This is a genomic window from Centipeda artemidis DSM 19719 (genome assembly GCF_000426665.1).
GTDB classification, from domain to species: domain Bacteria; phylum Bacillota; class Negativicutes; order Selenomonadales; family Selenomonadaceae; genus Centipeda; species Centipeda artemidis.
In genome coordinates, this window is the sequence record NZ_KE384552.1 from 88,965 (window position 1) to 109,826 (window position 20,862).

Below are 20,862 nucleotides of genomic sequence, written 5' to 3' on the forward strand. Positions count from 1 at the left end.
CCGATAAACAAGGAGGATGACCATGCCCTTAACCCACGCCGACTTTATGAAGCTCGCAAACGGCAGCGACATCCGCGGCGTCGCCGTTCCCGGCGTTCCAGGCGAGCCCGTAACGCTGACCCCGGAGGCGGCGAACCGTATCGCGGCCGGCTTCATCCGTTTCCTCGCGGAAAAGACGGGCAAACACCCCGACGAACTGCGCATCGCCGTCGGGCACGACTCGCGCATCTCCGCACTCGCCATCAAGGACTGCGTGCTGACGGGCATCACCCACACGGGCGCACACGGCATCGACTGCGTACTCGCCTCGACGCCAGCCATGTTCATGGCGACCATCTTTGAGGATACTGCCGCCGACGGCTCCGTCATGATCACCGCGAGCCATCTCCCGTACAACCGCAACGGGCTGAAATTTTTCACCCCGGCAGGCGGCACGGACAAAGAGGATATCATCAAAATCCTCACATACGCATCGGAGGCGGAGGAGGCGCACGGTACGCTCGACCATGTGATGAAATTTGACCTCATCGGGCGTTACAGCGAATATCTCGTGGACAAAATCCGCACGGCGCTCGGCGGCGGTGCGCAGCCGCTCACAGGAATGCATATCGTCGTCGATGCGGGCAACGGCGCGGGCGGCTTTTTCGCCGGCCGCATCCTCACCCCGCTCGGCGCGGACACGACGGGCAGCCGCTACCTCGACCCGGACGGGCGTTTCCCGAACCACGTGCCGAACCCCGAGGATCCCGCCGCCATGCGCGCCGTCAAGGAAGCCGTCATCGAGTCGGACGCCGACCTCGGGCTCATCTTCGACACCGATGTCGACCGCATGAGCGCCGTACTCGCAGACGGCACGGACATCAGCAGGAACGCCCTCATTGCCATGATGGCGGCGATTCTCGCCCCCGACTATCCGGGCAGCACCATCGTCACCGACTCCGTGACCTCCGACGGGCTCACCGAGTTCCTCGAAAATCATCTCGGGCTCAAACATCTCCGCTACATGCGCGGCTACAAGAACGTCATCAACGAATGTATCCGCCGGAATGAAGCAGGGGAGGTCTCCCCGCTCGCGATTGAGACCTCGGGGCACGGCGCGCTCAGTGAGAACTACTACCTCGACGACGGCGCGTATCTCGCGGTGAAACTCCTCATCGCCGCCGCAAAAGCGCACAGCGAGGGGCGCACCCTCGCGGATCTCATCGCCCCGCTGCGCGCCCCCAAGGAAGCGCGCGAGCTGCGCATCAAAATTGAAGGCGCGGACGATGTCAAAGCATACGGCACGAAGGTTCTCGCTGCATTCGAGCAGCGCGTACGGGATGCGGGTCTCTCGATTGCCGCCCCCTCCTACGAGGGCGTACGCGTCGTTTTCCCGGACGGCTGGGCACTCCTGCGCATATCCCTGCACGATCCGAATATGCCGCTCAATATCGAGTCGAACGCCGAGGGCGGCGCAGATGAGATTGAACGGCGCGTTAAATCATTTCTTTCCGGCTTTGACCATATCAATCTATCTTGTTTTAGCGTATAGTACAGAATACTCCTACCACACACTTCCTTCTTCAATAGAGAGGCAGTGCGTTTTTCATAAAAAGGATATATTTTCTGCTTGGACTGTGCTATAATGAAAAAAATATGTAAATATATCTGCAATCAAATTAATGTTCTTATTGGGGAGAATATGGCAGCTGGGGGGATGCCTGTATGAACAAGATTGTATCTTTCCCGCGGGGCAATTGGATTACCCTGCTTTCCGTTACATTGCTGACACTCATCGTTGCCTCGGCATGGCATACACTCAAGACACCGCTCGATCCCTCGATCCAGGCGGAGTACGCGTACATCGAGGGCGAACCGGACTATAAGGATGTCATTGGATTCCGTGCGGATCGCTACGATTGGTACCCTTATGATTTTCCGGTGCCGCCAAAGGTGCCGAAGGGAACGACGACCGTTTATATTTCGTTTGAGATTCCGGTTTCGGCACGGTTCGTCGGCGATCACATCCTTTTCACAACGTCAAATCAGGACGCCTATGTCTACGTGGACAACGATCTCGTCTACACACACGGCGATTGGTCGTCGCTGCTCGACACGCGCGGGCGTGCGTTTCACTATGTGCACTTTGACAGCAATCTCGCGGGCAAGCGCCTGACCATCATGCTGCACAGCACCGATCCGAACTGGCTCGGCAGCATCGGCTATCTCGCATTTGGCAACGAGGGCAGCCTTATACGCAAACTCAGTACGACGGATGCCATCTACATCTCGAGTTTGTCGATTGCCGTCACGCTGATCATGCTCCTACTCGTGGGGCTCATGTGGCGCGACTCGACACACAGGCGAAAGACCCATCTCTATCTCATCACATTCCTCGGCGTCTTTATCCTATGGACGGCGGGAACCTCATCGTTCTTTCCCCGCGTCTTCGGCATGAGCCACCTATGGTGGGAGCTCCATCTCGTCACGCTTTATATCCTGCCGCTTTCCGTGATCCCGGTCATCCGGGAGATCGTCTCGCCGCGCTTCATCGGGCGGATCCAATCGACCTGGCGCATCTTTGTCCTGGTCTTTGCCGTCTCATCGCTGACCGAGATTGTCGGTCTGAGCGGCTATACGAATTTCCTCTACATCTATTATCCGGTTCTGCTCGTCGGGTTCCTCGTACTCATCCACGCCGTGATCCGCTCGAGCTGGAAGCATCACCCTGCGTGCCGCTACGCCTCTTTGACGCTCATCTCGTTCGTCATCTTCGGCGGCATCGACGCCTATCATTGGGAGTACCATCAAACGGCGGTCATGCTCGCAACGACGGTATTTTCCGTCTATACGACCCTGCCGTTCATCTTCTTCCTCATGCGCGAGCAAATGCTGAGTGACGCAAAACTCGCCCGCGAGAATACGGAGCTCTCGCAGGAGCTGCGCGAGTCGCAGGAAGAGGCGGTGCGGGACGCACTCACGGGCTGCTATAACCGGCTCCAGCTCCAAAAAAGTTTCGATGCATTTTCTGCGCTTGCCAATGAGCGCGGATTCAAATTCTCGTTTGCGATCTTTGATGTGGATCATTTCAAGTCGGTCAACGATACGAAGGGGCATCTCGAGGGTGATAACGTACTCAAAAAGATCGCGCGCACCGTACACGACGAGATCGACCGCCGCCATGTGTTCATCCGCTACGGCGGCGACGAGTTTATACTGCTCGCCCTGCACTATGATCTCGAGACGATGGCCGCATTCTGCGAGGAGCTGCGCCGCAAGCTCGAGGCCGCCCTCGCCGGTGTGACCATGAGCTTTGGCGTATCCACATGGCACGGAGACAAGGATCGCCTGCGCGCCCTCATTGACCGTGCCGACCGCGCGCTCTACGTCTCCAAGGAAAAGGGGCGCAACGCCGTCTCCACCGAGAACGAGGAGACCGACGGCTAGAAATCTTCCATATGCCAAAGGTCATCCGCAGCAAACTGTGGCGGGTGACCTATTTGATTGAAAATTTTTCATGCTGCAAGCCTTCGGAACGGCTTGCGGCACCGGGAGGAGTCTTTATGCATACGGTATCGTCCCTGCGCTTTTTCACCATGGTGGGTCGATTGTCCCGGCGCAGTTTTGCCCTAACGCTCGCCGCGCTGTTCGGCGGGACGGGGCTTTTTCTCACGTTTTATAATAATCTGACTCTCCCGATTGTCTACGGTGTCTCCACTTCTTTCCCCGGTGAGCCGCTTCGGGCATTCCGGCTCCTCAACACCGCAAGTTCTCTGCCTGCATTCTTCATCGGTCTGTTCCTCTTCCCGCTGCTCGCCGTCCCCGCCGCCATTCTCTCATTCCACAATGCGGTGCCGAGCCTGATCTCCGCTGCGCTCGTCTCACTCACCGTCCTCTGCTGCATCGTCAGTATTGTCAGTATCGCCCGTTTGCTCCAAAAGGACACCCGACAATACATTTGAGCTGCGGCACGTTTCTATGGTATAATGATAAACGTACGATCATCGTATTATGAAAGGAGCTGTTATGCACACCATCGACAACGGAATCAAGGAGAACTTCTTCAACTATGAAGGACGTCTCAATCGGAAACGCTATCTCTTCCGCAACCTTGCGCTGTTCGGCATCGGCTTTGCACTTTACATCATCATCATGATCCTCTTTATAATCGCCGCCGGCATCCAGCCGCAGCCCGCACAGAACGGGGGGGCACTTACGGCGGCGATGCTCGGTCTATATGGTCTGTTCTTCCTGCTCTGCCTGCCGCTCACGGTCTCCGCCTACATGCTGATGATCCGCCGTCTGCACGATCTCAATATGTCGGGCTTCTTCTGCCTCCTGAATTTCGTGCCGCTCGTCAACATCGGCCTCGGGCTCTACCTGTTCTTCAAAAAGGGAACCGAGGGCGACAACGACTACGGTTCCGATCCTCTCGATATGACGGGGTATGTCTACGGCGAGACTGCGCCCGCAGTGCCGGAGCATAACGACAATCCCTACGCCCGCACAGATACCGCGCCGAAAGAATAATATCATATGAAACGAGGGGGTGCCGCACGAGTTTGTTTCGTGTGACACCCCTTTGCTTTTCCTCTGCACAGCTTTTAATGTTTTCACGATACCGTAAATGAAAGGATTCCCATGCACCCGATCGACCATGGCTTCCGCGCCCACTTCTTCGCGTGGCGCGGCCGTCTCAACCGCATGCGTCATTTCAAGCGGCAGCTTGCCGTCTTCGGCCTCATGTGCGCAGCGATGCTCCTGCTTGCCTCCGTCTTAGATCTGCTCAGTCCGCATTTGCGCCATAGTGAAATCGTCACATGGATCATCATAGCTCTCATGGGGGTCGTGGTACTTACATACGCTGTATCCAGTGTCATGCTCCAGATTCGCCGCCTGCACGACCTTAACCTGTCAGGCTTCTTCCTGCTGCTCCGCCTCGTCCCGTTCGTCGATGTCATCCTCTGTCTGTATCTCATATTTGCAAAGGGAACGGAGGGCGACAACCGGTTCGGTCACGATCCGCTCGGATCCGCCGACATACGCGATTTCACGAAAGAACCACCCCCCGTATGCGCCGCCCCCGGCACACCCGCCACACAGCAAGGCGAAAATCACAATAGGCACACAAAGAAGGGAGAATATATCCCCCTTGATCTTTTTTCCCGCAGCGGCAGGCTCTCGCGGCGTGATTTTGCACTGACCGTCGGCATCCTATTCGGGGGCTCCGGCCTTATATTCCTGCTCCTAGAGGTGCTCTCCATTCCTCTCATCTACTACGTCGCGGCATTTTTCTTTCGCGATATGACGGCTGCATTCTGGACGATGATGACCGGCGCTTGGTTCATCGCCTGTATCGCCGTTTGCCTCGCCCTGTTGACGCTCTCGCTCCCCGCCGTCATTCGCCGTCTGCACGATATGAACTGCAGCGGCTGGCTCGCCCTGCCGCTCGTCCCGTGCTCGCTCATCATCCTTGGGCTCACGCTCGTCTCGTCCCTCCTAAGCATCGGCATTACCTTGTCGGTGATGATCAGCGGCACCCCGACCGGATACATCGGCGGATTCCACTTGACGACTGATATGAATGATATTCTCGACGGCTCGATTTTTTTCATCGTTCTCATATTTATGGTCACCCTTCCGCTCCTATCAGCCTACGCTGCATTTCTCTTCTTCAAAAAAGGCAGTCCCGTTGAGAACCGCTGGGGGGCTCCGTCTATCTCTAATAAGCTCCCGCCTATGCGCGCGGCCTTCCTTTCCACGAACGGCGGTATTGAGCGCAGGCCGTTCATCGTACAAACGCTGTTGCTCCTTACTGCCGCGGGCATCATCGTCCCAACTGCCCTATATCTCGTCAGCGTTCCGATATTCTTTATCCTCATAGGGCTCGGCCTCCTGCCATTCGGCACACATATGCACCTATTCGCCATGGCTCCGGCGCTTTATCCCATCGCTGCGCTCCCGCTCGTCATCCGCCGCCTGCGCACGCTTGGACGCAGTCCCTATGAAGCGGTCTTTGTCTTCGCTCCGCTCATTCCCATTCCCTTCGCGCTCTTGCCGATATCGGAATCCTTCGGTATCCTGCAATTTATCTCATTCGCCCACGATATACCGCTCCGCAGGCTCCTCGACCCGCTCGTCGTCGCGCCAACCGACGGCTCCCTCATGTTCGCCGCATTCTCCTTCGTCTGTGCCGTCGCCGGCATCATCGGCATTGCCCGACTCGTCAAAAAATGAAAATTGAGCCGCAATGAAAAGAACGGAGCCGATGCACAGCGAAAATGTGCGTCGGCTCCGTTTTCTATGCGGGTTTTATATTTTCTTATTCCATCGGCGGATCGACGGTCATGTTCATGGTTGCCATGGAGGCGACGCGGTCGTTCTCGGCGATGGTCATGAGCTTGACGCCCTGCGTGTTGCGGCTGATGAGGGAAATCTCGTCGACGGTCGTGCGGATGACGATGCCCTCGGTCGTGATGAGCATCAGCTCTTGACTGCCGCGGACGACGCGGATGCCGACGACGGGTCCCGTTTTCTCCGTGACCTTCATATTGATAAGCCCTTTGCCGCCGCGCGTCTGCGTGCGGTACTCGTCCGCCGCGGTGCGCTTGCCGTAGCCGCCCTCGGTGACGGTGAGCACCTCCGAACCGCTCTTGAGGATGTCCATGGCGACGACCTCGTCCCCGTCGGAGAGGGTGATGCCGCGCACGCCGCGCGCGATGCGTCCCATGGAGCGCACGCCGTCCTCGGGGAAGGTGATCGCCTTGCCGTGGCGCGTGCCGAGCATGATGCGGTTCTCGCCGTCCGTGAACTTCACGCCGATGAGTTCGTCGTCCTCGTCGAGGTTGACGGCGCGCAGTCCGCTCTTCCTGATATTCGCAAATTCGGCGAGCGGGGTCTTTTTCACGACGCCCTTGCGCGTGCCAAGGAAGAGGAAGCGGTCGGGCTTGAACTCGCGTACCTGAATGACGGCGGTGATGCGCTCGTCCGCTTCGACGGCGAGCAGGTTGACGATCGCCGTGCCCTTTGCAGCGCGCCCGCTCTCGGGGATTTCGTATGCCTTCAGCACAAAGGCGCGCCCACGGTTCGTAAAGAAGAGGATCTCGTGATGCGTGGTCGTGATGAGGAGATCGCTCACGATGTCCGTTTCCTTTGTCCCCATGCCCTTCACCCCGACGCCGCCGCGCCGCTGCCGGCGGTAGGTGTCGAGCGGGATGCGCTTGATGTAGTTGCTCATGGTGAGGGTGACGACGACGTCCTCCTCCGCGATGAGGTCTTTGATGTCCATCTCGCTCGCGTCGAACGTGATCTCTGTGCGGCGCTCGTCGCCGTACTTGTCGCGCACCTCGATGAGCTCGTTTTTGATGATGGCGAGGACTTTATTGCGGTCGGCAAGGATGCTCTTGAACTCTTCGATCGCGGCGAGCACCTCTTGATACTCCTGCTCGATCTTTTCGCGTTCGAGTCCCGTGAGACGCTGGAGACGCAGATCGAGGATCGCCTGCGCCTGTTTTTCGGTGAGCTTGAAGCCCTCCATGAGCGCAGTGCGCGCGATGTCGGCGGTGCGGCTCTCGCGGATGGTCGTGATCACGGCGTCGAGGTGATCGAGCGCGATGGTCAGTCCTTCGAGGATATGGGCGCGTGCCTCCGCCTTTGCGAGCTCGTACTGCGTGCGCCGCGTGATGACGGTCTCTTGGTGACTAATATAATGCCCAAGGACTGACCGCAAATTCATGATAACGGGCTGTCCGTCCACGAGCGCGAGCATGATGACGCCGAAGCTGTCTTGGAGCTGCGTGTGTTTATAAAGTTGGTTGAGGATGACGTTCGGCGCGCTGTCGCGGCGCAGCTCGATGACGATGCGCATCCCGCTGCGGTCGGATTCGTCGCGCAAATCGGTGATGCCGTCGATCTGCTTGTCGCGGACGAGTTCGGCGATTTTCTCGATAAGCCGCGCCTTGTTGACCTGATACGGGAGCTCCGTGACGATGATGCGCGGCTTGCCGTTACTCATGGTCTCGATGTGGGCGCGCGCGCGCATCTTGATGACGCCGCGTCCCGTGGTATATGCCTTGCGGATCTCCTCCGTGCCGAGGATGAGCCCCGCCGTCGGGAAGTCGGGGCCTTTGATGACGCCCATCAGCTCCTCGACGGTCGTATCCGGGTTGTCGATGAGCATGAGCGTGCCGTTGATGACCTCGGTCATGTTGTGCGGCGGGATGTTCGTCGCCATGCCGACCGCGATGCCCGCTGTGCCGTTGACGAGGAGCTGCGGGAACTTTGCCGGCAGGACGGTCGGTTCTTTCTCCGAGCCGTCGTAGTTGTCCGTGAAGTCGACCGTTTCCTTGTCGATGTCGCGCAGCATCAGCTCCGAGATTTTCGACATGCGCACTTCGGTGTAGCGCATCGCCGCCGCCGAATCGCCGTCGACCGAGCCGAAATTGCCGTGCCCGTCGGCGAGCATGTAGCGCATGGAGAAATCCTGCGCCATGCGCACGATGGCGTCGTAGACGGAGCTGTCGCCGTGCGGGTGATATTTACCGAGCACTTCACCGACGATACGCGCCGATTTTTTGTACGGCTTCGTGCTCGTCATGCCGGAGCCCTGCATCGCGTAGAGGATGCGGCGGTGCACCGGCTTGAGCCCGTCGCGCACGTCCGGCAGTGCGCGCGCCACGATGACGCTCATCGCGTAGTCGATGTAGGAGTTCTTCATCTCGTGCTCGAGATTGACCGGGACGACGCGGCCCTCTCCAAAATTCAAATCCAAAATGTCACCTCTTCGTGTTCGTCTCATAAAAATCCACGGTCATTATAGCATTTTCACGGGGAAAAGTCTACGCACGGGGCGACAGGATTGCCGATAACGGCAAAATTATCGGATTTTATCATTTGTATTACGTTGTTTTCTTGCCGATTATATCCTATAATAAGAAATATGGAGGTAGTTTATGACGTATGTATCGGTGTCGGAACTGGCGAAAAAGTGGGAGATCTCAGAGCGCACCGTGCGCAATTACTGTGCGGCAGGGCGTATTCCAAACGCCTTTATCACGGGCAAGACATGGAACATCCCCGCGGACACGCAGCGTCCGGGGCGCGCAAATGCGAGGTCAACCACGCCGAAGAATCTGGCGGAGGTGCTGCGCGCAGAAAAAAAAGACCGCGTCAAGGGCGGCATCTATCACAAGATACAAATCGAATTTACCTATAATTCCAACCATATGGAGGGAAGCCGCCTGACCCACGACCAAACGCGTTATATTTACGAAACGAACACGATTGCCGCAGAAACCGGAGCGGTCAATGTCGACGATATCGTGGAAACGGCAAACCACTTCCGCTGTATCGACCTCGCCATCGAGCAGGCAAATTACGCACTGAGCGAAGTTTTTATCAAGACGCTCCACCGAACGCTCAAGACCGGAACCCGCGACGCACGCATAGGGCGGTTCCCGGCGGGCGCATACAAAACGCTGCCCAACGAGGTCGGCGGGCGCCGTACCGCGGCGCCGGAAGAGGTACCGGAACGAATCCGGGCACTGCTGCGCCGCTACCGCATCGTGAAGAAAAAAACATTCGAAGACCTCATCTCGTTTCACTATGAATTTGAGGCAATCCACCCGTTCCAGGACGGCAACGGACGCGTGGGGCGGCTGATCCTGCTGAAAGAATGCCTCCGACACGGCATTGTTCCGTTTATCATCGACGAAGACCTAAAAATGTTCTATTACCGCGGGCTGCGCGAATGGACGTCGGAACGCGGCTATCTGATAGATACCTGCCTTTCGGCGCAGGATAAATTCAAGGCGTATCTGGACTATTTCCGCGTGCCGTACAGGAAATAGACCCGAGTATATAGGAAAGGCGGTCACTATGTCTAACATCATCCATATCGCCCCGGACGACACGGCGGGGATAAGTGCCGTGCGCGCCCTCTTAGAGCACGAGGGGCTGCGGCTCGACGCGCATGTGGACTACACCTGCGCGATCCGCGATGCGGACGGCACATTTATTGCGACGGGGAGCTGTGCGGGGAATACACTGCGCTGTTTTGCGGTCGTCACCGAACACCGCGGCGAGGGGATGCTGCGCCGTTTGCTCGATCACCTCATGGGCGTACAGGCGGCGCGCGGGAACGGGAACGTCTTTCTCTATACGAAACCGACGACCGCACCGTATTTTAAGCAGCTCGGATTCTACGAGGTCGCACGCGTGCCGAACCGCGTGGTCTTTATGGAGAACCGCCCCGACGGATTTTCCGGAATGCTTGCCAAATGGAAGGCGGAGACACCCGCCGGCACGTATGAGAATATCGGCGCGGTCGTTCTGAATGCGAATCCCTTCACACTCGGGCACCAGTATCTCATCGAATACGCCGCCGCGCGCAGCGACCTCCTGCACGTCTTTATCGTCAGTGAGGACGTGAGCTTTTTCCCCGGCGCCGTGCGTGAACGGCTTGTGCGGGCGGGGACGGCGCATTTGCCGAACGTCGTCTGCCACGCGAGCGGCCCCTATATCGTCAGTCAGGCGACGTTCCCGAGCTATTTCCAAAAGGATGAGGACGAGGCGATCCGCGGACATGCGGCGCTTGACCTCGTCGTCTTTACCGAGATTGCCGCCGCGCTCGGCATCACGCGCCGCTTCGTCGGTGCGGAGCAGGCGAGTCACGTCACGAGCCTCTACAACGACAGTATGCACCGCCTCCTCCCGCAGGCGGGCATCACCTGCGAGATCATCCCGCGCAAGGAGCACGCGGGCGCGCCCATCAGCGCATCGAGCGTCCGCACCTGCATCCGCGAGGGGCGCATGAAAGAGCTTGCCGATCTCGTCCCCGCGCCGACGCTTGCCTATCTGACGTCCGAGGAGAGCGCCGATGTGCGCCGTGCAATCCGGCGCGCCGAGAACGTCGTACATTATTGAACATCCCAAAATAACAGAACACTGCATGAAAAAGCTGCCGCATGACAAATACGACAGCTTTTCTCGTCTATAAATATTATGCTGCGCCGCGGAAAAACCAGTTCGAAAGAACGGGCGTCCCTCCTAAATAATAGAATAGCCCCCATATGCCCCAGAAAACGGCGACGCTCACCCCTATCGCGATATAGCGCCCGCGCTTTTCCATACCGTCAAAAAAATATCGCAGAAGCAGCAGCGCGACCAGTTGAATCACGATGTACGACACCACGAGAACCGTAATCTCAAACAGCCGATCTTCCAGAAACTCCGGCTCTACCAAAAGGAGCGCCGCGCCGTACAGGAGGAAAAACCCGCCCCCGGCAGCGAGACAGAGCCGTCTCCACGGGATTTCCTTGACAATAGGAACAAACGGAACGATCACCAAAATCGCGGGAACGGCGACCCCGACGCCGTATGCGCCGCCCTTGCCGCACACAATCAGCGTATAGACAGCGAGAAATATCAAATCAAAGGCAAAATAAAACGACACCGCCATGTAAACGGCCAGTGAAATACAGCGCATCCGATCCGAAGTATCTCGATCCATTTCCTTTCCTCCATGGACGCAGCACATCGGGTTGGAACTCTGCGCCCCCGCAGGATTCGACGAATAACGACGCTAGGCACGAAAATCCCGCCTCTCATCACCGCAACGTAAGTGACGCGGAAGTTTGGATGCAGAACAAGGAACAAGAAAAATACAAGCGAAGGCGTAGTTAAAGACCTACGTCGAGCGCAGTATTTTTCGCAGTGACGCAGTTATGCGCCAAAATCCCGCGTCACGCCTTACGTCTCCACCGGCGTGAACGACACCGGCACCTCCGTCAAATCCGTCTCCATCCGCCGGCACACAACGCCCGCAGAGGCGAGCATCCGCTTCGACGCCTTCGTGCTGTCGGTGGCGGCGTATTTATCGGAGAGATAGACAACCTCGCGGATGCCGCTCTGGATGATGGCTTTGCAGCACTCGTTGCACGGAAAAAGAGAGACGTAGATGCGGCAGCCCTTGAGCGATGTGCTCGCGTTGAGGATGGCGTTGAGCTCGGCGTGGACGACGTAGGGATATTTTTGATCGGCGAACTCACCCGTCCGCCCCCACGGGTACTCGCTGTCATCGCACCCGTTCGGCATCCCGTTGTAACCGACGCCGACGATGTGCTTATCCTCGTTGACGATGCACGCGCCGACCTGCGTGTGCGGGTCTTTGCTCCGATAGGCGGAGAAAATCGCGATGCCCATAAAATACTCGTCCCATGTGATGATCATTGTACTTCCTCTTTTCCACAATCAAGCCACGTCCACGCGGAGCACCCCGTCCACCTGCCGCAGCGCATCCACGATAAAGGCGGGTTTGATGTTCTCCGTGTTAAAAACCTCAAAGCTGACATAAATGCGCCGCTCTCCCGCCTGCGGCGCCTCGTCCTCGTCCGTATGCACCTTCACCCCGCGCGAGCGCAGGTGGAGATCCTCGATGCACGCGCTGATGCGCATGATCTGTCCCGGGCGGTCGACCGTGTGCACCGAGAGCGAAAGCAGGCGGTCGCTGTCCACCCACGCATCGAGCCGCGAGAGATTGCCGAGGACGAGGAACACGATGAGCGTCGTCACCGTCGCGCTGAAGTAAAATCCCGCGCCGACCGCGAGTCCAACGCCCGCCACGACCCAAAGGCACGCCGCCGTCGTCAGTCCCGTGACGGTCAGCCCCTCCTTCATAATCGCGCCCGCCCCGAGGAAGCCGATACCGCTGACGACCTGCGCCGCGAGCCGCGCGGGATCGGCGTTCGTCTTGCCCTCGACGTTGTCGTAGAGCGCCTCGGACATGATCATGATGAGACACGAGCCGAGCGAGACGAGCATGTTCGTTCTGAGACCCGCCGATTTGTGCCGCATCTGCCGCTCGTAGCCGATGATGCCGCCCATGATGCACGAGAGCACGAGCCGCAGACAGATTTCCCATTCTTGCATATGTAAAAATACCTTTCCGGTGAGAACAAAACATAAAATTAACACATTGTCATAAGTTATCCCCAGCTGTGTAAAAGTCTGTGGATAAATTTGTGTAAAAGCCCGAAAACGCCTTTATCCACATATCTTTGCACAGTGTGGATAAAAAATCCGAACGATGCTCCGATTTCTGTGGATAATGTGGATAAAGCAGTGGATAACCCCATATATAGAACCTGAAAAGTATCTGAATCCTATATTTTGTAGTATACTTTATCTTACTTATCCACAGACCGGAGTGGATGAACACCGCGTTCCTCCGCTGTCCACAGTATGTAGGGATGCGCGATCAGCGACGAATTGTAGTAACGTTTTTCCCCCGTAACTTCTCTTGTTATCCACTGAGGGAGGTCGATTTTCTCCTGCTCATCGCCGAGCTCCACCTCGGCAACGCAGAGCCCTGCGTTCGCCCCGTGAAAGATATCGACCTCCCACAGATGCCCCGCGTGCGGGAGTCGATACCGCGTTTTTTCGACAAGCGGCGCATCGCAGAGCGCGAGTAATTCCCGCGCGTCGGCGGCGGGGATCTCATACTCGAACTCCGCGCGCGCGGCACCGACGTTTTTCCCTTTTATCGTCAGATAAGCACGCTCTCCCGCGATGCGCACCCGCACCGTCCGTGCGGGATCGCGCGAGAGATACCCCTGCGCGATCGGCGTTCCGGCAGTATCCGGATGAAAATCCTCCCGCACAAGAAATTTTCGCTCGATTTCAACCCCCATGAGAACCGCGTCCCTTCTATGAATACTTGATGAAATAGGTTGCATAATGGCGCCGTTTGCTATATATTATTGTGATACCAAGGGAATATTATATAGTAGTATAATCTAGAATGACGTGAAAGTGCAAGGAGAACAGTTAAACCATTGAGCAAATTACCACCTCCGCTCCGACCGACAAAACCAAAGAAACGTATCTGGCCGTTTGTCGTCCTCGGTACGATCTTCATCTTTGTCCTCGCGGCGATCGCGGGCGTGTTCTTCGCCGAGAGCAGTCTGCTCGACAAGCGCAGTGACACGCAGCAAAAGGAAGAGCTCCTGACCGCCAAGGACAAGGCGACCATCATGATCATGGGCGTCGACGAGCGCGCGGACGACGTGGGACGCAGCGACACGCTCATGGTCGCGACCATCGACCCGGCGAAAAAGGAGACGGCGCTCCTCTCCATCCCGCGCGACACACGCGTCGCCATCCCGCGCAACGGCTACGATAAAATCAACGCCGCATACGCCTACGGCGGCGAGAAGCTCACACAGCGCACGGTCGAGGATTTCCTCGGCATCCGCATCGACCATTATGTCATCATCAACACGCACGCCTTTCAAAAGATTGTCGACGCCATCGGCGGCATCGACATCAACGTGGAAAAGCGCATGTACTATGAAGACCCGTGGGACGATGACGGCGGTCTCATCATTGATCTCCGCCCCGGGATGCAGCACATGGACGGCAAAACCGCCGTCACCTACGTGCGCTACCGCGACGAGGAGGGGGACATCGGGCGTGTCCGGCGGCAGCAAAAGTTTATGAAGGCGTGCGTCGACGCCATCACCACACCCGCCATCCTCCCGCGTCTGCCGGGCATTATCAGCAGCGTCATCGACAGCGTAAAGACCGATCTCTCCCTGCGCCAGCTCCTCGAGTTCGCGGGGACACTGCGCGAATCCCAGGCGCACGGTCTGCGCACCGAGATGGTTCCCGGGCGCCCGATGTATATCGACGAGGTGAGCTACTGGATTCCGAACATGTCGGAGCTCCGCCGCTCCATGGCGAGCAACCTCGGCATCGTCCTCAGCTCCGCCGAGCGCAGCCGCATGGAACGCGCCGTGCGCGAGTACGAGGAATCCATCCCGGCGGGCGCCACCGAGCTCCCGGCAGGCGATACCTCCGTCGGGCATGCCGTCAGCGCGGACGAGGCGCGCGGAGAAAAGAGCGGCAAAAAGGATGCGGAGGACAAAGACGTCAAGAGCGGCGGCAAATCCTCCAAATCCCGAACGCCGGGCAGTTCCTCCTCCGCATCCGACAAAGACGAGGACACACCGTCCTCCACCCGCACGCGCGGGAGCACCGGCGGCAGCTCATCGACGAAGTCCTCGGACACCGGGCGCCATGCCTCCTCGCGTGAGAACGGCAGCAGTACCGACGCACGCAGTTCTTCCGGCGGAGCACAAAGCAACGCCCCCACACGGGGCACTCCCGGCACCGGGAAACAAGAGTAATTTAGGAGAAAGAAAGGAAGTCCATCACCATGGCAAGCAAATTTGATGCAGAAGCACTCGACCTCCACAAGAGCCACCACGGCAAACTCGCCGTCACCCCGACCGTCCCGCTGACCTCGCGCGACGATCTCAGCCGCGCCTACACACCGGGTGTCGCGGCGCCATGCCTTGCGATCAAGGACGACCCCGAGAGCATCTACGACTACACGACGAAGGGCAACATGGTCGCCGTCGTCACCAACGGCACCGCCGTCCTCGGGCTCGGCAACATCGGCGCAGGCGCAGGACTCCCCGTCATGGAGGGCAAATCCATCCTCTTTAAGGGATTCGCCGGCGTCGACTCCGTCCCCGTCTGTGTGAACAGCCCCAAGGTCGAGGACGTCGTAAAGGTCTGCCAGCTCATCGCCCCGACTTACGGCGGCATCAACCTCGAGGACATCAAGGCGCCCCAGTGCTTTGACATCGAAAACGAGCTGAAGAAGACCCTCGACATCCCCGTGTTCCACGACGACCAGCACGGCACCGCCATTGTCGTCGTCTCCGCGCTGCTCAACGCGTACAAGTACCTCGGGCGCGACCTGCGCACCGCGCGGATCGTCATCAACGGCGCAGGCGCTGCAGGACAGGCGATCGCGCGGCTCCTCTTTGCGTACGGCGCAACCACCGTCGTCCTCTGCGACACCACGGGTGCGATCTACGAGGGGCGCCCCGAGAACATGAACCCGTACAAGGAGAGCATTGCAAAGGTCTCCAACCTCCAGAAGGAGCGCGGCACACTCGCCGAGGTCGTGAAGGGCAAGGACATCTTCATCGGCGTCTCCGCCCCCGGCAGCCTCACGCAGGAGATGATCAAGACCATGAGCCCGGAGCCCGTCGTCATGGCGATGGCGAACCCCGTCCCCGAGATCCTGCCCGACGAGGCAAAGGAAGCGGGCGCGCGCATCGTCTGCACGGGTCGTTCCGACTTCCCGAACCAGGTCAACAACCTCCTCGCATTCCCCGGCATCTTCCGCGGCGCCCTTGACGTCCGTGCCAAGGAGATCAACGAGGAGATGAAGATCGCCGCCGCCGGCGCCATCGCGTCCCTCATCCCCGAGAGCGAGCTCAACGAGACCAACATCATCGCGAGCCCGCTCGACCCGCGCGTCGCCCCCACCGTCGCCGCCGCCGTCGCAAAGGCAGCACTCGAGACGGGTGTCGCACGCAAGACGGACATCACACCGGAGGATGTGGCAAGGCATACGCGGGAGCTGTTAGGACAGAAAGTGTAAGGCGTGAGCCGCGATCTTTGCGCACAGCGTTGTCATATCGGTGAACGCTTCGCTAGGAGTAGCTTTTTACTACGCCGTCGCTCGCGTTCACCTCATTCCTAGCCGTGCATCAAAGCTTACGGCTCACTCACTGTACGGTGTGGCGTGACGCGGGATTTTCGCTTTTCACTTGGCTATACAAAAAAGGACACGATGAAACGTGTCCTTTTTCTATCGGTAATGATTACGGGAGAGATTTTATGAAGGAAGCAAGCTGTATCCCACAGGGAACAGAAATCGAACGCACCGGATTTCACTATACACTGTCGCTGATCGGCGGTAAATATAAAATGGCTGTGCTCTACCTGCTCGCAGAACACGACGCCCTGCGGCACAACGAGCTGCACCGCCGCATTACGGGCATATCGTTCAAGACCCTCGCCTCCGTACTGCGCGCACTCGCCCGTGACGGACTCGTTGCGCGGACGGAATACCCGCAGATTCCTCCCAAAGTAGAGTATGCGCTCACACAGCACGGACGCTCGCTGATCCCCATCCTCTACATGATGTGCGATTGGGGGGAGCGCCACCGCAATATGCGCAAAACCCTATGACAACGCCGCCGCAAAGCGGGCATATTCCTGCGCGCTCGCCTCAACCTCCCACGCAGGCGAGCTGTAATCTTCGCCCGGCACATCTTCGGCGCCGTAGAAGACAAAGAACGATCGGTAATCCGCGCGGCAGTAGATGCGCAGCATCGTTTCAAACGGTGCGAGGAGTTCCGCGAGCGTATAGTGATAACGGCCGCCGCGGTCATAATCCTCCGCGCGGATGCCGGTACTGACAGCAAGAGCGATTTTGCGCCCCGCGAGCTTGTCCCCGCCGTTTCTCCCATAGGCCCATCCGTGTGTCAGCACCGTATCAAACCATGCTTTGAGGATCGGCGGACAGGAAAACCAATAAAACGGGAACTGAAAGATCAAGCTGCCGTGCGTCTCAACCAAATGCTGCTCGCGTGCCGCATCAATGCAGCCGTCCGGATAGACGTCCGCAAGCACATGAATCGTATATTGATCAGGATACTTTTGCAGCTCACTGAGCCAGCGTTTATTGATCACAGAGTCTTTCAGCGCGGGATGCGCCGCAATAACGAGTGTTTTCATCAAAGCACCTCACTTTCTTCTCGAAGAAAGTATAGCGCTGCCGCACCGCGGTGACAAGAACGCACCTTTGCGCACAGTACTTACCTCGGAGAAAGTATTCGACATGATGCGGCACAAAACAAAGATATGTTTTCAAAAAATTAACATCTCATTGCAGGAAAACCACATCCGCTTAACGAAATCAAATACAACAAAAAGAGACTGTCATGTGAAACAGTCTCTTTTCATCAGCATATCAAGGAGGGAACGATATGGAACCGGGAAAGTTAAACTGCCCGAACTGCGGCAGTGAAAATACGTCGTCCATTCCACTGGTCTATAAGAGCGGTCACGGCACGGGCACTGCGGTGCATCGTGAGGTTGTCGGTTACGATGTCAAGGTCGAAACAACCCAACACTTTGACGGACATATCGAAACAAAAGAGGTGGGCAATCGCCCCATCTATGAAAACGTGTCACATACGACGCATACGATGACCGACCTCGCACGCGAGGTTGCGCCGCCCTCGGAACCAAAGCTGAAAGAGATGCCAAATTCTCTTGTCTCCGTGGGCTGCGGTGCGATCGGCTGCCTGATGCCGATCACGTTGGCGATCATTTATTTCGTTGCGAAGTATCAATTTAACAAGGATATTTGGGCATGGATGGATTACCTTATGTATGCATTTATCGCTTGTACCGTCTTTTTCCTGATAAAAGCATATCCCGGTATGAAAAAAGCCAATGAAGCGGTACAGGCGGAAAATGATGCGGCGATGGCACGATATCGCAATCGTTTGGAAGCGTGGAACCGGAGCTATATCTGCAATCGCTGCGGGCATAAATTCGTTGTCGATGATTAAGCGCCGGTACAATATAAAAGGACTGCAGCACGAATTCGTGCTGCAGTCCTTTTATGTTGATGTCGATTTATTTTCGATAAAATCCGGAGGATCCTTCGGTTGTTTCCGGTTCGGGAAATGAGATATAAAATCTGCCCGTCTTTTGTCTTAATTGGCATAGAGCAATATCTCCTCTCGTTCAAGATTCTCTCGAAAATGCGGGGGTTTTGGCATACAAGTGATGATGTCGACGTCCTTTTCGAGGGCTTCTACAATATCCTGACGAAATCCGCTGAGTTCAAAAAGCCCTTGGATACGACCTCCCTCGATATGCAAATCCACGTCGCTCTCCTCGGTCGCTTCACCGCGCGCATACGAGCCGAAGAGATACACCTTTGCAACGCCGCGCGCTTTGCAGACGGGTGCGATCCGCTCCTTGACGGCGGGAATGGTGAGCAGCATGGGAGATTCCTCCTCTCTCGTCGGTTTTTCTTGATTTCATTCTATCGCAGGGAAGGAGCACTGTCAATTGCTTCATAGGAAGGGTGACAATATGAAAAAAGACAATCCTAAATTACAATAATGAGTATGGGACACGGCAGCACCTTCTGTTCTGTTTTTGTGGTGAAAGCATTGCAACACATAGAGCGCTGCCTGTCTTTTTTTACTGTCCCACTTCATTTTACAATGAACATCTGCTGCATGTCTGGTATCTATATTCAAATTCTTCTTGCAGGTTTATACGAGATGTGATATGATTATCATAATTCAGAAAAAGAGAGGGATTTATAACAAAATAGCTTGGCTACTGAAGTATGCAGAAGAATTCGGTATTAAGAGATGAGGGGTCTCCTTATCTCCTAATGCCGATTTTTTATTGATCAACGAAAGGAGGGAACGACATGAAAGTGACGATCACCATGGAGAACCCCTCGGGGCTTCATGCACGTCCGGCCGTGCTGCTCGCCGACCGCGCGTCGAAGTTCGAGGCGGAGATTCGTCTGTACGCGCACGGAAAGGAGGCAAAGGCAACGGACGTTCTCGAAATCATGGGACTCGGCATCACCTGCGGCAGCGAGATCACGGTCGAGGCTTCCGGGCCGGAAGCGACGGCCGCGGTGTATACGCTTGCGGGCATGCTCGCCGCAAAGGATATCTACCGGTAAGTAACGGTGCGTTTTTGACATCGAGGTGAACGACATGGAATTTCTGAACGAAGTTTTAGCATTGGGTCCGACGGTCATGATGCCCGTGATCTTCTTCATTCTGGGCATATGTTTCCGCCTGCCCGTCGGCAAGGCGTTCGAGGCGGGCATGCTCGTCGGCGTGGGCTTCACCGGCATCAACCTGATCGTGTCCATGCTGCTCGGAAGCCTGGGTCCCGCGTCCGAGGACATGGTCGCGCGGTTCGGCGCGAGCCTGACGGTCATCGACGCCGGCTGGGCGACGAGCGCGGCGATCGGCTGGTCGTCGCCGCTGATCCCCATGGTGGTGCCGGGCGCAATCCTCCTCAATATCATCCTGCTCGCGCTCAAAAAGACGCAGATTTTGAATATCGATATTTTCAACTACTGGCTGATCCTCCTGCCGGGCTCCATGATCTACTGCGAGACGGGCAGCCTCATGCTCGGAACGGCCGGATCGCTGATCCTCTATCTGATCGCCTTCATCATCGCCGACAAGACGGCGCCCGCGATCCAGAAGATGTACAACCTCAAGGGCGTCGCATTCGTCCACGCGACCTGCGGCGTCTATGTGCCGATCGGCATCCTCGTCAATGCGGTTATCGAGCGCATTCCCGGCCTGAATCAAATCAACCTCAGTCCGGAGGGCGTCATCAATAAGCTCGGCGTGCTCGGCAAACCGATCACGCTCGCGACGATCCTCGGCGCGGGCATGGGCATCCTCGCGGGCTGGGGCGTCGGTCAGTGCGCGTTCCTCGCCGTTCAAGTCGCCGCCGTCATGATTCTCCTGCCGAAGATGGTAGAGATCACGGTGGAGGGCGTCATGATTGTCCGCGACCAGGCCGAAACGGTGCTGAAAAAAGTCTTTCCGGGCAGGGAGTTCAACATCGGCATGGATACGGCGCTGCTCATCGGCGAGCCGTGCATCATCGCGACGGGACTCCTGCTCATCCCCGCGACGCTCTTTATCGCGATCATCCTGCCGGGCAACCGCATGCTGCCCTTCGTCGACCTCGCGTCCATCGTCTTCCTCATCTCGATGGTCGCGCCGTTCTGTAAGCGCAACATGTTCCGCATTTTCATCACAGGTCTCGTCATCGTAACGCTCGCGCTCTACGCGGGCAGCGATCTCTCGGGCGTCTACGGCATGGCGGCAGATCAGGCGAACGTCCGACTGCCGAGCAACGTGACGTCGACCGAGCTCGGAAACCTCGTGGCCGCGTACAATACGCCCGTCGGCTGGGCGCTGATTAAGCTTGGACAACTCATCGGCATGTGAC

The 20,862-nt window shown here is 57.4% G+C and carries 20 protein-coding genes; 13 read left to right on the forward strand and 7 right to left on the reverse strand.

Translation table 11 applies throughout. The features are described from left to right. Positions 1-22 precede the first annotated feature (22 nt). The 5 genes from K341_RS0111175 (at position 23) to K341_RS0111195 (ending at position 6,216) form a co-directional block, all read left to right on the forward strand. Complete coding sequence (locus tag K341_RS0111175; protein ID WP_026762850.1) at positions 23-1,531, forward strand: phosphohexomutase domain-containing protein; 1,509 nt, start codon at positions 23-25, stop codon at positions 1,529-1,531. A gap of 173 nt (positions 1,532-1,704) precedes the next feature. Next, positions 1,705-3,426, forward strand: coding sequence for a sensor domain-containing diguanylate cyclase (locus K341_RS0111180; RefSeq protein ID WP_009350832.1), 1,722 nt, complete (start codon positions 1,705-1,707; stop codon positions 3,424-3,426). Between the two features lie 116 nt (positions 3,427-3,542). Then, entirely contained in the window at positions 3,543-3,941 is a 399-nt protein-coding gene (locus tag K341_RS0111185; RefSeq protein WP_026762851.1) for a hypothetical protein, read from the forward strand. 64 nt (positions 3,942-4,005) lie between these two features. Further along, complete coding sequence (locus K341_RS0111190) at positions 4,006-4,509, forward strand: DUF805 domain-containing protein (protein ID WP_009437984.1); 504 nt, start codon at positions 4,006-4,008, stop codon at positions 4,507-4,509. A 111-nt stretch (positions 4,510-4,620) separates the two neighbouring features. Continuing rightward, on the forward strand, positions 4,621-6,216 hold the full coding sequence (locus tag K341_RS0111195) for a DUF805 domain-containing protein (protein ID WP_026762852.1): 1,596 nt from the start codon (positions 4,621-4,623) through the stop codon (positions 6,214-6,216). Positions 6,217-6,301: 85 nt separating this feature from the next. On the opposite strand, the gene gyrA is transcribed toward K341_RS0111195, so the two are convergent. Next, on the reverse strand, positions 6,302-8,749 hold the full coding sequence (gene gyrA / locus K341_RS0111200) for a DNA gyrase subunit A (RefSeq protein ID WP_026762853.1): 2,448 nt from the start codon (positions 8,747-8,749) through the stop codon (positions 6,302-6,304). Positions 8,750-8,930: 181 nt separating this feature from the next. Between gyrA and K341_RS0111205 the strand changes: the two genes are divergently transcribed. After that, positions 8,931-9,827, forward strand: coding sequence for a Fic family protein (locus K341_RS0111205; RefSeq protein WP_026762854.1), 897 nt, complete (start codon positions 8,931-8,933; stop codon positions 9,825-9,827). Between the two features lie 28 nt (positions 9,828-9,855). After that, on the forward strand, positions 9,856-10,902 hold the full coding sequence (citC, locus tag K341_RS0111210; protein ID WP_026762855.1) for a [citrate (pro-3S)-lyase] ligase: 1,047 nt from the start codon (positions 9,856-9,858) through the stop codon (positions 10,900-10,902). Between the two features lie 76 nt (positions 10,903-10,978). Here citC and K341_RS12055 read toward each other — a convergent pair whose 3' ends face one another. The 4 genes from K341_RS12055 to K341_RS0111230 all read right to left on the reverse strand — a co-directional run bounded on the left by K341_RS12055 (position 10,979) and on the right by K341_RS0111230 (position 13,667). Continuing rightward, positions 10,979-11,488 (reverse strand): hypothetical protein, encoded by a 510-nt coding sequence (locus K341_RS12055; protein WP_248676921.1) that lies wholly within the window; start codon positions 11,486-11,488, stop codon positions 10,979-10,981. Between the two features lie 239 nt (positions 11,489-11,727). Continuing rightward, positions 11,728-12,207: a deoxycytidylate deaminase gene (locus K341_RS0111220; RefSeq protein ID WP_009350842.1), complete on the reverse strand. Its 480-nt coding sequence runs from the start codon at positions 12,205-12,207 to the stop codon at positions 11,728-11,730. A gap of 21 nt (positions 12,208-12,228) precedes the next feature. Further along, positions 12,229-12,906 carry an MgtC/SapB family protein gene (locus K341_RS0111225; protein ID WP_009350843.1) on the reverse strand — a complete coding sequence of 226 codons (678 nt, stop codon included), beginning with the start codon at positions 12,904-12,906 and terminating at the stop codon, positions 12,229-12,231. A gap of 257 nt (positions 12,907-13,163) precedes the next feature. Next, positions 13,164-13,667, reverse strand: coding sequence for a CYTH domain-containing protein (locus K341_RS0111230; RefSeq protein WP_026762856.1), 504 nt, complete (start codon positions 13,665-13,667; stop codon positions 13,164-13,166). 144 nt (positions 13,668-13,811) lie between these two features. Here K341_RS0111230 and K341_RS0111235 point away from each other — a divergent pair, with 144 nt between their 5' ends. From K341_RS0111235 to K341_RS0111245, 3 genes are all read left to right on the forward strand, one after another. Then, positions 13,812-15,164 carry an LCP family protein gene (locus K341_RS0111235; RefSeq protein WP_026762857.1) on the forward strand — a complete coding sequence of 451 codons (1,353 nt, stop codon included), beginning with the start codon at positions 13,812-13,814 and terminating at the stop codon, positions 15,162-15,164. Between the two features lie 29 nt (positions 15,165-15,193). Then, positions 15,194-16,435: an NAD(P)-dependent malic enzyme gene (locus K341_RS0111240; RefSeq protein WP_009350846.1), complete on the forward strand. Its 1,242-nt coding sequence runs from the start codon at positions 15,194-15,196 to the stop codon at positions 16,433-16,435. Between the two features lie 239 nt (positions 16,436-16,674). Next, on the forward strand, positions 16,675-17,028 hold the full coding sequence (locus K341_RS0111245) for a winged helix-turn-helix transcriptional regulator (RefSeq protein WP_026762858.1): 354 nt from the start codon (positions 16,675-16,677) through the stop codon (positions 17,026-17,028). Here K341_RS0111245 and K341_RS0111250 read toward each other — a convergent pair. Continuing rightward, positions 17,023-17,577, reverse strand: a complete 555-nt coding sequence (locus K341_RS0111250; RefSeq protein WP_026762859.1) for an NAD(P)H-dependent oxidoreductase — start codon at positions 17,575-17,577, stop codon at positions 17,023-17,025. The two genes, K341_RS0111245 and K341_RS0111250, sit on opposite strands and share 6 nt — an antisense overlap. A 251-nt stretch (positions 17,578-17,828) precedes the next feature. Between K341_RS0111250 and K341_RS0111255 the strand changes: the two genes are divergently transcribed. Beyond that, positions 17,829-18,419, forward strand: coding sequence for a hypothetical protein (locus tag K341_RS0111255; protein ID WP_026762860.1), 591 nt, complete (start codon positions 17,829-17,831; stop codon positions 18,417-18,419). 147 nt (positions 18,420-18,566) lie between these two features. Here K341_RS0111255 and K341_RS0111260 read toward each other — a convergent pair whose 3' ends face one another. Next, positions 18,567-18,860 (reverse strand): nucleotidyltransferase family protein, encoded by a 294-nt coding sequence (locus K341_RS0111260; RefSeq protein WP_026762861.1) that lies wholly within the window; start codon positions 18,858-18,860, stop codon positions 18,567-18,569. 440 nt (positions 18,861-19,300) lie between these two features. Here K341_RS0111260 and K341_RS0111265 point away from each other — a divergent pair, with 440 nt between their 5' ends. Together K341_RS0111265 and K341_RS0111270 are read left to right on the forward strand one after the other, a co-directional pair. Further along, positions 19,301-19,564: an HPr family phosphocarrier protein gene (locus K341_RS0111265; RefSeq protein ID WP_026762862.1), complete on the forward strand. Its 264-nt coding sequence runs from the start codon at positions 19,301-19,303 to the stop codon at positions 19,562-19,564. 34 nt (positions 19,565-19,598) lie between these two features. Then, positions 19,599-20,861, forward strand: coding sequence for a PTS transporter subunit IIC (locus K341_RS0111270; protein WP_026762863.1), 1,263 nt, complete (start codon positions 19,599-19,601; stop codon positions 20,859-20,861). Position 20,862: the final 1 nt, after the last annotated feature.